At 49.2% G+C, this 13,948-nt stretch carries 12 protein-coding genes; 6 read left to right on the top strand and 6 right to left on the bottom strand.

Annotation, left to right across the window (positions count from 1 at the left end):
* Positions 1 to 21 precede the first annotated feature (21 nt).
* Positions 22 to 789 carry a phytanoyl-CoA dioxygenase family protein gene (locus J4G07_05925; GenBank protein ID MCE2413524.1) on the top strand — a complete coding sequence of 256 codons (768 nt, stop codon included), beginning with the start codon at positions 22 to 24 and terminating at the stop codon, positions 787 to 789.
* 251 nt (positions 790 to 1,040) lie between these two features.
* A complete protein-coding gene (locus J4G07_05920; GenBank protein MCE2413523.1) occupies positions 1,041 to 1,901 on the top strand; it encodes an amidohydrolase family protein in 861 nt (286 codons plus the stop codon).
* Between the two features lie 35 nt (positions 1,902 to 1,936).
* Here the strand turns inward: J4G07_05920 and J4G07_05915 are convergent, their stop codons facing one another.
* Positions 1,937 to 2,803: a hypothetical protein gene (locus tag J4G07_05915; protein ID MCE2413522.1), complete on the bottom strand. Its 867-nt coding sequence runs from the start codon at positions 2,801 to 2,803 to the stop codon at positions 1,937 to 1,939.
* A gap of 122 nt (positions 2,804 to 2,925) precedes the next feature.
* The gene (locus J4G07_05910) at positions 2,926 to 3,444 is read right to left on the bottom strand and encodes a hypothetical protein (GenBank protein MCE2413521.1); all 519 of its coding nucleotides are present in this window, start codon (positions 3,442 to 3,444) and stop codon (positions 2,926 to 2,928) included.
* Positions 3,445 to 3,758: 314 nt separating this feature from the next.
* On the opposite strand from J4G07_05910, the gene J4G07_05905 reads away from it, so the two are divergent.
* Positions 3,759 to 4,841 (top strand): Zn-dependent alcohol dehydrogenase, encoded by a 1,083-nt coding sequence (locus J4G07_05905; protein MCE2413520.1) that lies wholly within the window; start codon positions 3,759 to 3,761, stop codon positions 4,839 to 4,841.
* Positions 4,842 to 4,866: 25 nt separating this feature from the next.
* On the opposite strand, the gene J4G07_05900 is transcribed toward J4G07_05905, so the two are convergent.
* The 3 genes from J4G07_05900 to J4G07_05890 all read right to left on the bottom strand — a co-directional run bounded on the left by J4G07_05900 (position 4,867) and on the right by J4G07_05890 (position 8,024).
* Complete coding sequence (locus J4G07_05900) at positions 4,867 to 5,685, bottom strand: SDR family NAD(P)-dependent oxidoreductase (GenBank protein MCE2413519.1); 819 nt, start codon at positions 5,683 to 5,685, stop codon at positions 4,867 to 4,869.
* Positions 5,686 to 5,815: 130 nt separating this feature from the next.
* Positions 5,816 to 6,502: a DUF169 domain-containing protein gene (locus tag J4G07_05895; GenBank protein MCE2413518.1), complete on the bottom strand. Its 687-nt coding sequence runs from the start codon at positions 6,500 to 6,502 to the stop codon at positions 5,816 to 5,818.
* A 166-nt stretch (positions 6,503 to 6,668) separates the two neighbouring features.
* Positions 6,669 to 8,024: a radical SAM protein gene (locus J4G07_05890; GenBank protein ID MCE2413517.1), complete on the bottom strand. Its 1,356-nt coding sequence runs from the start codon at positions 8,022 to 8,024 to the stop codon at positions 6,669 to 6,671.
* Positions 8,025 to 8,370: 346 nt separating this feature from the next.
* Here J4G07_05890 and J4G07_05885 point away from each other — a divergent pair, with 346 nt between their 5' ends.
* The gene (locus J4G07_05885) at positions 8,371 to 9,819 is read left to right on the top strand and encodes an ABC transporter permease subunit (protein ID MCE2413516.1); all 1,449 of its coding nucleotides are present in this window, start codon (positions 8,371 to 8,373) and stop codon (positions 9,817 to 9,819) included.
* 1 nt (position 9,820) lies between these two features.
* Positions 9,821 to 11,269 carry an ABC transporter permease subunit gene (locus J4G07_05880; protein ID MCE2413515.1) on the top strand — a complete coding sequence of 483 codons (1,449 nt, stop codon included), beginning with the start codon at positions 9,821 to 9,823 and terminating at the stop codon, positions 11,267 to 11,269.
* 21 nt (positions 11,270 to 11,290) lie between these two features.
* Here the strand turns inward: J4G07_05880 and J4G07_05875 are convergent, their stop codons facing one another.
* On the bottom strand, positions 11,291 to 12,664 hold the full coding sequence (locus tag J4G07_05875) for a hypothetical protein (protein ID MCE2413514.1): 1,374 nt from the start codon (positions 12,662 to 12,664) through the stop codon (positions 11,291 to 11,293).
* 327 nt (positions 12,665 to 12,991) lie between these two features.
* Between J4G07_05875 and J4G07_05870 the strand changes: the two genes are divergently transcribed.
* Positions 12,992 to 13,849 carry a phytanoyl-CoA dioxygenase family protein gene (locus J4G07_05870; GenBank protein MCE2413513.1) on the top strand — a complete coding sequence of 286 codons (858 nt, stop codon included), beginning with the start codon at positions 12,992 to 12,994 and terminating at the stop codon, positions 13,847 to 13,849.
* Positions 13,850 to 13,948: the final 99 nt, after the last annotated feature.

The following is a 13,948-nucleotide window of genomic DNA, read 5'->3' as shown; positions in this document are numbered from 1 at the left end:
AAGCACTGAAAGGAGGAGGACATGGACTGGCAATTGGAAACGGCTGTCTCGGATGAGCAGGTCGAATTTTACAAAGAAAACGGGTATCTCACGTTTGGACGGATCTTCACGGAATCGGAGTTGGATACACTCCGAGACTATGTGGACGAGATGATTGAGAATCTACCGGAAGGTAGGCGTCCTGAACAGATGGATGTCCCGCATTTTGAGCACCCTTTTTTGTTTAAATATCTAACACATCCACAGGTGTTGAAGGTTATAGAACGGTTTATCGGACCGGATATTGTGCTCTGGTCGAGCCACTTTATTAGCAAGCGCGAACACGATGGCATGGCGGTCCCGTGGCATCAAGATGGGGTCTATTGGGGAAAATCTCTTGAACCGATGGACGTTATTACAATGTGGCTGGCAGTGGATGAATCGAAGGTCGAAAACGGCTGTATGCGTGTTATCGCTGGCAGCCACAAAACGCGTGATCGACGCTATGAAGAGGTGGATCGCACAAATAATCTCTTCGGAAGCGAAGTTGTGGAGGCAGATTTAGATACATCAAAAGTGGTTAATTTGGAACTGGAGGTAGGCGAGTGCCATTTTCACGATGCTTGGACAATCCATAACTCCAGTCCGAACGTCTCGCAGAAACGGCGCTGCGGTTACACAATGCGCTACATGCCTGCGAGTGTCCGCTACCCTGGTGCAGAGTGGCGTCGCAAGCACCATATTTATCTGCTGCAGGGCGAAGATAGGACCGATGGCTTTAACACTTACACGCCTGTGCCGGAATTCTGATAGCGGAATTATGCCCGCGGAGACTATAGTAAAGTCGAAAAATATGTAGACGGTTGCGCAGCGAACACCGCTCTCCGCCGCTGGCGAGGATTGTATCCTCGCCTCTTTAGAGTGTCTAATTAATTCTAAACTTTAGTATAAAAAGAATATTAGCCAGAACGCGTAAGCCCGTAGTGAAATGGAGGCCGGCTCTACGGAAAAGCACGCAATTACTAAACTTGCCTCACCGAACCGCAAGGAATAATTAAAAAATGCGTCCCTATTTCGATGTCCATTGCCACATTGGTATGACGGTATCACGTGCACCGACTGTGGGGCAGAGTGTCGGACGATGTCTCGCACGGATGGCTTCGGCAGATGTTATCGGTGCGATTCCGTGTCCGACCGGTGGGAGTCCACAGGCACGTGGTGTTTTGGACACGCGCGCACAGCACGAGACGGTTGCCAACGCATGCAAGCTCTATCCAGAACGCTTTCCGATGGGGCTTGGGATCGCGGAGGTCCGACACGAACAAGCAGGTGCTGATGAATTAGACAGAGCCATGCAGGAAGACGATTTGGTCGGATTTATGTGCCATCCTGGACTCTCTGGACATTCGCTCGGCGGTGAGTTGTACACATTCTTAGAGGTCGTAGCGATGCACAACGGGTTGTGTCTACTACATCAGGCAGGCTCCACCCAGAATATTGCCGCTTACGCACAACGATTTCCGTCGATAACGTTTATTATCGGGCATGTTTCGATGAACAAAGCCGGGCATCTTGATGCGATTACGCACTGCGGGAAATATGAAAATGTTTGGTTTGATGTGGCACAGAAACCGGAGGGGGCGGATGCGAGTTGGGACCTCGTACATCTCGTCAATCATCTCGGTAACGACAGGATTATGTTCGGGAGTGATCTGCCGTATTACGATTTCCGGCTGGTGCAGGCGCAGATTGAATCCGCTCAGCTTGACGATGAAACAAAGGAACGAATTGCCTACCAGAACGCCGTGCGGTTAGTACAACAATTCCGTGCAGACTGGACACCGACATTGACCTCAATAATGCCTCCACAGGTCTATTCTGAATCTGAGATGTGGGATGCGAATGGCGCAAGGCTACGCTAACCAGTAGGAACGATCTCCCATCCGCGACGCAATAGTTACTTGACGATTTCGACTGCGCGAATCCGACGATGGAGTCCGAAGAGGCAGAGGGCTATCAAGGCAATTTGGACGAGGAGTGCCCACGCCCAATGCACGGCATAGTCGTGTGAACTGGCAAATAGGACTGTGCCGAGGATGTCGTACTGTGCCCAAATAGAGACTAACGCTGTTTTGCTGGTGCGGGTAATCGCTTTGAGTATTTCGTAGATAACGTGTGAGCCGAACCACACGGCGCAAAAACCGATGATGGCATAGCGCGGGTTTGAGGTGAGCGATGAGAACAATAACATCAATAGGCTGGAAGAGAGCGTAATAAGGACCGAGTAGGCAATGATCGAAAGCGGGAGCCAGTAGTTTTCTTTGAAAAAGGGTGTATCGGTCAGCAGTACGTGTTCAAGAAACAACAGGAGTCCGGGAACCAACGTCAGGCAACCGAGCAAGATACCGATGACAGCAAATTTTCCGATCAAGTAGTCTATCCATGAAATCGGTTTGGAGAGATAAAGGGAGAGCGCGTTGTTCTTCAGATCGGTGGCGATTAATCCAGAACCTCCGAAAATAGCAATCAGCGCGATGAAAAATGAGGAAGGGGGACCTGTACCGGGGTTTCGGAATAGAAATTTCTGAAAAAACTCGTTGTCAATGCTAAACGGAAACGCCACTCCCGGCACCTGATTAAGGATGAAAATAAGGGTTGCGTGAACCAAGATGTAGATTAAGGGAGGAACGGCAACAATTAATCGGACAATTTTGCGTTGTGCCAGCAGTTTTAACTCTGCTTTTGCAATGATCCACCACCGTGTATAAGGGCGAGGGTTCAGTGTGCCTTCCCAATGTCGGTAATCTTGTGTGTGAATAGGCATATTTTTTGTCGTTGTCAGTTTTATAGTTATCAGTCTTCAGTGGTCAGTTTTCAGTTGAGAGGTTTTGGTCTAACAAAACCCTCTTGTGACCGATAATTGATAACCGATATCTGACAACCATCTTAATACTTATAAATGGCGGTTCTCTCTAAGGTGTCCGAGAAGGGACCCTGTTTCTCAGTTTGGAGTTCAACGGTGATAACACCCAAATGCGTGTCGCGTTCCGGATCTTCGTCAATGAAGGCGCGCGGGATTTCCGCAGTCATGAGTCGATCCAATCTATTGAGTTCTTGCGACCAACGGAGATCGATGAGTCGTCCGTCATAGACTTTCTTATGTTGCTTCCCGTTGCGCATAGAGTAAACCTTGACATTGGTGGTGAAATCCGCCTCAGAAACGGTGCTCACGCCGACATTCGGACTGAGAATACTCTGATTCCATATCAGGGGTATGCCGTTTCTATCCACCAGATAAATCCGTAGATCAATCCTATCAACACGTGGATCTGATTGGAGCCGGATGCCCTCAAAATTCTGAATTACCCCGCTCCCACACGAAAGCGTGACGAAAACGCAGATGCCGACCAGCACGATGCCTCGGCTCTTTAATATAAGTTTGCGGGGTAAATTAAAACAAAACACATCAATCCTCCTCTATTGTGTTTTTAAGGGCAGCTTGCAGGCTTCCCATAGAAGTCCATTTCAATTTATTATAGTGTTTTAAGAGGCAGATGTCAATCTAAAAGTTATCGGTTGTCAGTGATCAGTCATCGGTTAAAGAGGATTCTGATGATGCCAAGAACATCATATAACTGCTAACCAATCACTGAATGGCACTGAAAATCCTACCTTGTCTCTTTTCCCAAAAGTGATATAATAATAACCATGACAACTACTAAAGTCTTAATCGGTTCAGAGAATGCTGGATCTCGCCATCCCAAGTTCGGAGGAGTCCCATGAAAGCCGCAGTATTGTATGAAACGGACACACACTTAAAGATTGAAGAGTTCGATTTACCGCGACCAAATGCGAATCAGGTCCGAGTGCGATTGGTCGCCAGTGGCGTTTGTCATTCCGATTGGCACGTCGTTAAGGGCGATTGGCCCTTCGTCAGGTTACCTGTTATCCTTGGGCATGAGGGTGCTGGTGTCGTGGAAGATATCGGAAGCGACGTGACACAAGTTCAAGTCGGCGACCATGTTATCCTTTCGTGGAAACGGAACTGTGGATACTGCGAAATGTGTCAGAAAGGGTATCCGAATTTGTGCGCGCTTCCCGCCGACGGGTCAGGTAAACCTGCTATAAAATCGAGTGGACGAGAGATTGACCAGATGTCCGGATTAGGAACATTCGGCACTGAGACGCTCGTCCCACAGGACGCGGTTGTTCCTATTGATAAGGAGATGCCGTTTGCGCAAGCCGCGCTCATCGGGTGTGGCGTGATGACAGGGGTCGGCGCGGCTATCAATACAGCAGAGGTGGCACCCGGCAGTTCAGTAGCCGTCTTTGGATGTGGAGGCGTCGGACTCAATTGTATACAAGGTGCCGCGATCTCTGGTGGTGAACCGATTATCGCTGTTGATGTGCTCGACAACAAACTTGAACTCGGTAAGCAGTTTGGCGCGACGCACACGGTTAACGCTTCCGAGGTAGATCCTGTGGAACGGATTAAGGAAATTACCGATGGACGCGGTGTCCACTATGCTTTTGAGGCAATCGGGTTGATAGGTAAAACGTTCCGACAGGCGATCCTCTGTACCCGGAGTAGAGGCGTGACGGTGTTTGTCGGACATGCCCCGGAGAACACACCTGTCGAATTCGATGCACGGATGCTAATGCCAGAGAAGATGGTTATCGGTTCGATGTATGGAACTGCGCGCCCGCATGTGGATTTCCCGCGGTTGGTTTCGCTCTATAAAGCAGGACAGCTTAAACTCGACGAACTCGTCACGCGCACCTATCCCTTGGAAGGGATCAACGATGCATTCGAGGCTTTGGCAAGAGGCGAAGTTGCACGAAGCGTCCTTGATTTGACTTGATGAAATGGGGTGTAGAAAAGGTGCCCTATTCGAGAATACGCTCCATACGCTCGCGAATCCATGCCTTGTGCTCAGGATGTGTGTGGATGTAGAAGGTGCCGTTCTGGATAGCGTTATAGACATGCGCTGCCACCTCCGAAGGTGACAATCCCGCCTCCATCTCGGCACGGGTGTCCCGTGAACCTCCAATAACGGTTTCCTGTGATTGCTTCTTCTCTGCTGGATTTCGCAATGCGTCTGGACGGTTTCGGGCGGCGTCCAGAATCCCCGTGCGAACCCATCCAGGACACAGCACATGTACCTGAATATTAGACCCTTTCTGTGCCAGTTCATCAGCGAGGGTTTCGGAAAGCACGACGACACCGTGTTTGCTCACCTTGTAGATACCTTCGCCACTGCCTCCCACTAAACCCAAGATAGAAGCAGTGTTAACAATATGACATTCATCCCCTTGTGCGAGCATACGCGGGACAAACGCTCGGATGCCGTGGATCACGCCCCACAGGTTAACGCCTAACACCCACTCCCAGTCGGCGAGGGTATGCTCCCAGACGGGACGGCTGCAGACGACACCCGCGTTGTTGCAGAGGATATGCACCGCGCCGAAAGCATCCAGCGTTCGTGTGACAAGATTTTCGACCTCTGTCGCGTTTGAGACATCCGTTCTAACGGTGAAAACTGTCGCACTTTTAGCCTTTAAGTCCGCTTCAAGCTTGGCTAACGATTCCTCATCAATGTCGGCGAGGGCGACTTTCATACCCTCTGCCGCGAACCGTTCCGCCAATCCTCTCCCGATACCGCTCGCTGCACCCGTAATAACAGCAACCTTTTGCATAACGTTCAAATCTCCACATTAAATTAGCAACGAAACCGTAGCCCGTAACGTAGTGGAGGGCGGGTTTAAGAAACGCACTCAATAGTCTTAACCCACGTTGTTCCTCCGCAAGGTAAGTTTAAAAATCCGCAAGGTAAGTTTAAAAATCTGATTGGCGTTGCTGATGATATTCCTCTAACGCTTGATTCGCGTTCACAATCGTTTCCAACTTTTCAATGAGCGCGTCGATGTGTTTGCCGGGAAAGGCGAAATAGAAGTCGTCGTCAGAGAGAGCAGTGTAGACGCGGTTGCCGATACACCCCAAACTACTTACACTCCGTCCGCCTTGTATGACAGCAGGAACCGCTGCACACGTCGGGCGTCCCATGATGCTATCTTCTGTACCAATACCCGCAGCGGTTGCGGCTTCCGCCAAAAGCATCATCTGTCTTGGCGTGCCAGAGATGATGACGACATCAGGCGTGTCAGTCGCATCTGATAGCGGGGCATAGACCGCACTTTTGAAAGGCGTTTCCCGTTTTGGGATACCGGGGACTTCTTCCATAGCGATGTAGCCGAGTTCGCCCATCAGTCCGAGCGTGTTTTCGAGTTCCTCCATTTGCTTAGGGGGTAACTCAACGTTGTGTGTATAGCACCCGATCGGACAGTTGTAATGGTCGGAGGCTTCCGTATAGAAAGTTTTGCCTTCTGCTGCGCGTCGCCAATAGGTGCAACCGGAGGCTTCAACCTTTTCCACACGGGAAACGCCATCTGGTTGGGCATCGTGAAATGTTACGGCAACAGGGACTGTTTCCAAATTAAGCAATTGTTGAATTTGTTCTGACATATTTTTAATTTTCCTTGCGGTTCGGTTGAGTGGTGTTTAGTATGAAGGTCGTTCGCCGTATAGCCAGTCCGCCCGTTGGTTGGACTTACGCATTTTGGCTAATAGATAACTGGGACATCCATTTCTAAACATGCATTGGGGCAAACTGCCCATCGGTAGGTTCTGCTCAGCAGAACCATGCTTCGGTGAGACGTGGCGCGGGTAAATGCGCTTCTTTTCTCTGTGTTGGTGGAGACTGCCCTTGCATATCGGCGGCGAGTGTCCATATCCGATAAAAGGTCTTCAGCGCGTCAACACCGGCTCGCGCGTCGCTTTCAACGAGGGCATTAACCGTTTTATGAAGTTCGTCCATTCGAGCATCGGGGTGTGCCCACGTATAACTAAAGGCGGCTTCGTCAAGTGTGAGTGAAAGTTCTTTCGTTTCGGAACGCTTGAGCAGGTATGAACCGGGCGGGATTAACAATCGAACGGCGAACTGCACCGGATCTACGTGATACACAAGACCATGTGTATCAATAAACTCAAAGATTTCGAGGTAATCATCTAAGGTCGTCCACGGCGTGAACGGCACCCATGTCGGACGCAACGCGATGCCTGCTCCGTGAACGATGTCAACCGCTTCCGCTACATCCGGGTGCGTGTGATGCTTCTCTAAGATCGTCAGCACCTGTTCGTTTAGCGTTTCAACCGCGGAGATGACGAACCGGCATCCAAGGTGCGCGAATTCTGAAAAGTGTTCTCTGTTTTTCAGAATGTGCTCGATCTTGGTTGTAAAGTCGAAGGTGAGGCTTGGAAAAGCCTCGTGCATCGCGCGGAGAATGCGGAGTCCGTGCGTTGGACCGTTGAGAAAATCTGGGTCGCCAAAGGTGATGTGTGTCGCACCTTCCACGACCTGTTCCTGTATTTCAGCGAGTACAATGTCGCGTCGCACAGCGAGAAACTTGCCGTTGTAGACTGGCGGAATCGGGCAATGCGTACAGAGGTGCTTACACCCGTGTGTCGTCTCGGTATAACCGACAGTTCGGATCTCATCTTCGTCCTCAAAATGCGCGTATGTTTCCAGCGGTTGTAATTCCGCAAGGAAATCGAATGCCGGCTCCTCAGACTGTTCTTCTTTCGCCAGAGATTCCACCAGCGCGATGAGTTGCGTTGGATCTGTACCCGCGATGCAAAAATCGACACCGTGTGAAAGCAGATAATCGGCGTTAAGCGTTGCGTAGAGTCCGTACATGCAAATAGAGGCATCCGAATTGATTTCTCGTATCCGGTGCAAGAGATGAACCCCTAATCGCAAGGCAGTATGCATCGGGACGGAGATACCGATGAAACGTGCGCGCTCGACCTTTTCGATATCCAGTGGTTCGACAGCAATATCAATTACCTCTGGAGCGAATCCTGCCGATTCAAGGGCACGAAGCGGACGAGAGAGCCCGATCGGTCGGTGTCCGAGTTCGTAGCAGGAGATTAGGAGGACTGCACCGGGGTCCTGTATCACTGAGGAGGTTCGCGCTTGCGTTTCCATACTAAATAGAATAGCACGTCATCATAGAATTGGCAACACATTTCAATTGAGACTACCGACATTCGGATTAAAAAATTTATTAGATTGCTTAGGTAAATGCGCGAAAAAATATTTCCCAACTACGAGTGTGCATGTTTGTAGTAGTGCGATTCATCGCACGTTCTCAATGTGTGTTGACGTGGCAATAAATGGTTTCCCTGCTATAAACAGACTTGAAGCATGAAAGGCTAAGTAATCCTAATTGAGGCGAGTTGTAGCAGTATGCTATAATGCTGATAAACGCTTGAAAAGTGCATCCAAACAGATGTATAAGTGGAAATTGTATCAAAGGAGGCTACACCTCATAATGCTTTGGACGCTGACTCGACGCGAAATTTTGACCAATCTTATGACATTTCGCTTCTGTGTGGCGGTTATCGCATGCCTTTTGTTGGTACTGGCGAGTACCATCGTCTTAACAAACGATTACGCTCGGCGATTGGCTCGCTATAACGCGGATGTCATAAAACACCATCAGAGTAACTTCAGTGCCAAAACTTATTCGTACTTTAGACCAGAATTGGATAAACCTCCCAATCCGTTGAGTATTTTCAACCAAGGACTTGAAAAGCGCGCAGCAAGTTCCGTTCGGATTCTCCGTGGTGAGGTGCCATACCTCTGGAAATCCCATCGCGACTCGGATTATGATAACCCATTTCAACGCCTTCTTGCAGAACTGGATATTGTCTCCATCTTCCAGATTCTTTTGAGTCTACTCGCACTCGTTTTCGCCTACGATGCAATAGCAGGCGAGCGTGAGGCTGGCACCTTGCGTCTTATGCTCGCAAATTCAGTAAGTCGTGGTTTAATTCTTTTCTCAAAATATATGGGAGCGATGGTGTGTCTTCTCCTGCCGTTTCTTCTCAGTTTCTTATTTGCCCTGGTATTCCAACTCCTATCTGGGGTTACGCATTACAAGTTTGATGACTTTATCCGAATCGGCGGCATCTTTGTGGCTTCCCTTGTCTATGTCTCAACTTTCTACTTGATCGGCTTACTCATCTCAAGCGTGACACGTCATATAGCGACATCGCTGATCCTTTCAATCTTCGTGTGGATAGCCTTTACGTTCATTTACCCGAATGTAAGCCTCTTCATGGTAAATCGCTTCGTTGATATAGAAGAAAAACTGGAGCAGACGAATCGCGAAATTGACCAAATTTGGGAACAATTCTATCGGGAGGTAGAGCAACAGCGCGACCCGCTTGAAAAGGTCCCGGCCACCGGGTCGCATGGCCGGACTAACCGTTCCAGAGACTGCTCCTACATTGCACCAGAGTTTGAACCGGCAATCTCTGCTGCTAAAGCCTATTACCAGTTTTTAGTGCCGCTCCGTATTCGTACAGGAGAAAAAATCTGGTCGGTGAGAAAGCACGCGTTTGCCGAGACTTACCTCCGAAAATACGCCGTAGCACGGAATACTCTGAGGTTTTCACCTACCGGACTGTATCAACTCACAACAGAGGCTTGGGCAGGTACCGGATTGTTCCGGGCGGAGGATTTCTTCAAGCAAGCCAGACAGTACCGTCAAGCGGTGTTAGACTATTTTTACGGAAAAAAGGCGTTCAGTTCACGGTTGTGGTTTGCCAGCGACAAAGGCAATGCCAGTTGGGATGATGTACCAAGGTTTTCTTATCGTCCACCGAATGCTTTGGGCAATGCCAACCGTGCCTTACCCGATTTGCTAATGCTTTTCATCCTTAACCCGTTGCTATTTATGATAGCCTTCACTGTTTTCAGCAGGCAGGAGATATAAGATGCTCTGGCATATTGTGAAACGGGAATTATTTGAACAGATGAGCAGTCTCCGCTTCGCATTCGCGATGTTCCTCACTGTCTTTCTGATGATTGTCAACGCCTTGGGCCACATTGACGATTCTAAAACTCAACAAGCAGAGTATGGACGTGAGGTTTCAGTGTACTTGGCAAAACTGGAACAGAATAGCGGCAATCTCTATAAACTCGTTGTAGATGGTCCCGGCGAACTTCACAAGAAACCTTCACCGCTCTCTTTCTGTGCACACGGTAGCGAAAATAATCTGCCAAGGCTTGCATCAGGGAAGCGCGCAGGATGGGGAAGAAATCCTGTTATTGATGGAAAATCTTATAGCGTCTCTGGTATATGGAGATTGAAATATGGTGGGTTTCCACCAATGAAGGCGACAGACATTTTCCCAACGTTTTTAAAAATCGACTGGATCCTCATCATTTCCAATGTCCTCAGTTTCCTCGCGCTTGTTTTTACATTCGACGCGATTTCGGGTGAAGTGGCGCATGGAACGCTTCGATTGACGTTATCCAATTCTGTTGCGCGTCGGACAGTACTCACCGGTAAATTCTTAAGCAGTTTTATCAGTCTCGGTACCGTGTTTACAAGTGGTGTCTTGGTTAATGTCCTACTACTATATCTCTCTGGAGTGCTTCAACTCAGTGTCCAAGAATGGAGCAGAATCGGCAGTATTTTCGTTGTAGGTTTGGTATATATCTCTGTCTTTATTGCCTTAGGGATCTTCATATCCACGCTCGTTAACAACGCCTCAACAAGCCTCGTAATTCTGTTGCTTGTATGGGTGATTTGGGTTATCCTCGTCCCATCAATGCTTGGCACAATCATGGGTGGATTGAACCGGCCGTCGGTCCGCGGCGACCCCAGTCCAGCGTATTTCATACATGATGGACTCTTAGGACGCTACAAAGCGCGTGGGTTAGATGCCGAAGCCCCAACTCGCGTCCATCCACCGACACCAGCAACATTGCTCTGGGCAGAGTTTCTAAGTGAGGAGGCGAGAGAAGGGACAAAGTTAAATAAAGCGTACCTAAATGCACAAATAAACCAAATTCAGATTGCAAGAGAATTCAATCGAATCTCACCGACTGCGATTGCCCAGTACGCAATTGAATCTCTCGCTGGAACCGGGTTCCAAAGACATCTGAATTTCTTGAAAAATGCCGAGCGTTATGCCGATGAATTCAACGATTTCCTTATCTCAGCTGACCGATCGGATCCAGACAGCCTACACGTCCTCTTTGTTAGAGAAGGCATGTCCGATAAGCCTGTTCCCTTTGAAAGCATTCCTAAATTTCAGGACCGGGTGCGTTTAGAGGATGCCTTCAAGGGTGCGATTCTGGACATGATGCTGTTATTGCTCTTTTTTACAGTGTTATTTGCAGCGGCGCACGTCTCATTTCAGCGCAAAGAGATATAACCGCAACAATAACATGCGTGCTTATTCTGCAAGCCGTTGAAGGATATTGTGTGTAATGCGTTCAACCATCGCATCGCCACCCGCCAATCCGTGCGACCAGTCAGTTGTGGCGGCAGTAAAGACAGTCCCGCCTTTTGTATAGATGCCCATCGTCGCAGCACCGGTTCTTCCTCTTTCCCAGCGTTCATACCACTCACAATCGTCTGGATGCCAACGGACAGGAGCCGTCGCGAGGATCGTGAAACCTTCAGGCGTGCCGTCTTGATAGGTCGGGACTGGTAAACCGTCTATAAGGCTCCACTCGCATCCATCGCATTCGTAGCCGACAATCGTGTTTTCGCCACCGAAAGTATCATCTCGCGAAAGATTTGTCCCCTCAAATATCCAATGCTCTGGACGATGGACGGTGTATTCCCCCGGACCGTCCATAAACTGTCCGTGACTCAGGTGATAACCGCCTTGCAGAAAGCCAACGCCGGTCAACTCGTTCTCAGGACGACCTACCAGATAGTGACTCCAGAGCGTGCTGAGATTACTGTGGTCATCGGTCTTATAAACCGGGTCTTGGTTGTAGGTTTGCTTCCAGCAGACGAGGGCTCTGCCGTTATCCTCGGAGCGGACCTGCCAACAGACAGAATTCCCACTGAAAAACGCGGCATTCCCGCCATTCGCAATAAATGCCTCAAGGTTATCACGCATCGGTGCAGACCAGTATTCATCGTGTCCGACACTCAACACAAGTCTGTAATGCTCCAACATTTCAGGGTGGAATTCCAGATCGGAATTCGCAGCGTAATCAAACGTATACCCGTTCTGTTCCGCCCAGACGATAAAAGCCGCTTCCCAGTTACTGAAGATCCCGCGGGTGGGTCGATCGAACGAGACGCGATTCCCCTGTATCTTGCTCGCCCCGTGAAACCCGTAAAGACTAAAGCCAGCCCAGTTGTTGTAGGCGTTATAAGTGTTCGTAGAGAGTTGAAGCAGGATAGGCGTATTCGCTCCGGGTTTCGCAGGACGGACAATAAAGAAGAGTGTGCTTTCAGCCGTGCGATGATTTCTATAGACCTGTGCGCCACCGCCATCAGTCGCACGGAGGATGCCTTCGTAATATCCACTTTGCCACGTGTCAGGCACTTCGAGCGTAAAAATGGGCGACCACCCACATCCCTGCGATGACGCATCTGCGGGGATTGGCTGTGCTTTACCGGGGAGTTCTGCTTGACGCCAGACGACTTCGCGTGTTGCACCGATACGAGCGATCTCAAGTGAATAGTTCTCCGCACTCGTTGAGATGTGGAAAGCGATTTCTTCACCGGGGGCGTAACTCAGTTGGTGGGTGTATCCGTCAATATACAGCGGTCTGATTTGGTTCTCGGTTTGCGTTAAAGTTGCCATTCTGCGTCCTCCTTTGGTGTGTAGCGTAGCATTTTCCAGACGAAATGTCAATTTTTATGGTAAATCAGGAAAATAAGCAGACATTCTCCCCTCCCTTGGTAGGCGAGGTTTCTCATCTCGCCGGTGCAGAGTGTACAATTAATTCTGAAGTTTACCATAGTTGTCAGTTACGTGTTGGATTTCACACATTCAACCTAATCTACTATAGTTCCCTTATTTGACTTTTTTCGTCAGGTGTGCTATGATTTCTACGATCTTTTTTCTGCTATGTCATTTTAATTCTCAAAATTGCCCGAACTTTAGAATAGATAAATTAACGTGAAAAAAATGAATATCAATCAAAAACAGCCGACCCCGCTATCATCTGAACAGATGGATCAGTGGGAAAACGACGGATATTTACTCCTAAAAGACGTTGTCCCAGAATCTGCCATCAATGGTGTGCGGGACAGTTTTGCTGGCGTGGTAGACGGCATAATTCGTGAATTGAAAGCGGACGGGATTATTGAAGATGAAGGATCAGACCTCCCGTTTGAAACGCGATTTACGCAAGTCGCTGGTGAACACGCCAGTCGCTTCGGTCGCTCGTGGCGTAACCAAGTTGCGACACCGGAGGTTTTCGAGCTGCACCACGCCCCGCGTCTCGTGGACGCTATCGGTCAACTCACAGGCACGGATGTGATCGGACATCCCGTCTTCAATGCCCGTCCGAAACTACCCGGTCAGCAATTGACTGTTGTCCCGTGGCATCAAGACAGTGGCTATTTCGGCACTGTGAGTGAAACTTCGCTCATTCCGACTGCATGGATACCGTTGGTGCCAGTAGATGAGAGCAACGGTTGTTTGCAAGTGGTTGCAGGTTCGCATCGGTTAGGTGTGGTAAACCATCACACAGAAGAACGGGAAGGGAAGTTTCTCGAGGTGATGGATGAGCTTATCGAGAATTCTCGTGTCGTGACATGCCCAATGGAATTAGGAGATGCCTTAGTGTTCCACAATCTGACGCTCCACCGATCTCTGCCGCATACCACAAGCGAAATCGTCCGTTGGGCGATTGACATCCGTTATCTCCGTGACGGGGATCATCCGGGCACAATTTACTGGCAGGACCCCGATTTCAAGTGGGTTATCCGTAGCGAAACGCAGCCCGTGACACCCGTTACACAATGGCTTGAAATGTGGTAACGACTAGTAGTTTGTCAACATTATTTTGACTTTTTGTAGGTGTTTTTGATTGGGTATTTCCTGCAGGTAGAACGGAGTGAAACCCGACAAAATCGGGCG

The organism is Candidatus Poribacteria bacterium, assembly GCA_021295715.1.
Classification (GTDB): domain Bacteria; phylum Poribacteria; class WGA-4E; order WGA-4E; family WGA-3G; genus WGA-3G.
The sequence above is the reverse complement of the archived record's forward strand: the minus strand, read 5'-3'. Positions and strand labels throughout refer to the sequence as shown.

Coding starts and splice junctions, on each gene's coding strand:
- J4G07_05890 (MCE2413517.1), bottom strand. CDS start 8,024: ATGGAAACGCAAGCGCGAACCTCCTCAGTGATACAGGACCCCGGTGCA.
- J4G07_05925 (MCE2413524.1), top strand. CDS start 22: ATGGACTGGCAATTGGAAACGGCTGTCTCGGATGAGCAGGTCGAATTT.
- J4G07_05875 (MCE2413514.1), bottom strand. CDS start 12,664: ATGGCAACTTTAACGCAAACCGAGAACCAAATCAGACCGCTGTATATT.
- J4G07_05895 (MCE2413518.1), bottom strand. CDS start 6,502: ATGTCAGAACAAATTCAACAATTGCTTAATTTGGAAACAGTCCCTGTT.
- J4G07_05915 (MCE2413522.1), bottom strand. CDS start 2,803: ATGCCTATTCACACACAAGATTACCGACATTGGGAAGGCACACTGAAC.
- J4G07_05905 (MCE2413520.1), top strand. CDS start 3,759: ATGAAAGCCGCAGTATTGTATGAAACGGACACACACTTAAAGATTGAA.
- J4G07_05920 (MCE2413523.1), top strand. CDS start 1,041: ATGCGTCCCTATTTCGATGTCCATTGCCACATTGGTATGACGGTATCA.
- J4G07_05880 (MCE2413515.1), top strand. CDS start 9,821: ATGCTCTGGCATATTGTGAAACGGGAATTATTTGAACAGATGAGCAGT.
- J4G07_05870 (MCE2413513.1), top strand. CDS start 12,992: ATGAATATCAATCAAAAACAGCCGACCCCGCTATCATCTGAACAGATG.
- J4G07_05885 (MCE2413516.1), top strand. CDS start 8,371: ATGCTTTGGACGCTGACTCGACGCGAAATTTTGACCAATCTTATGACA.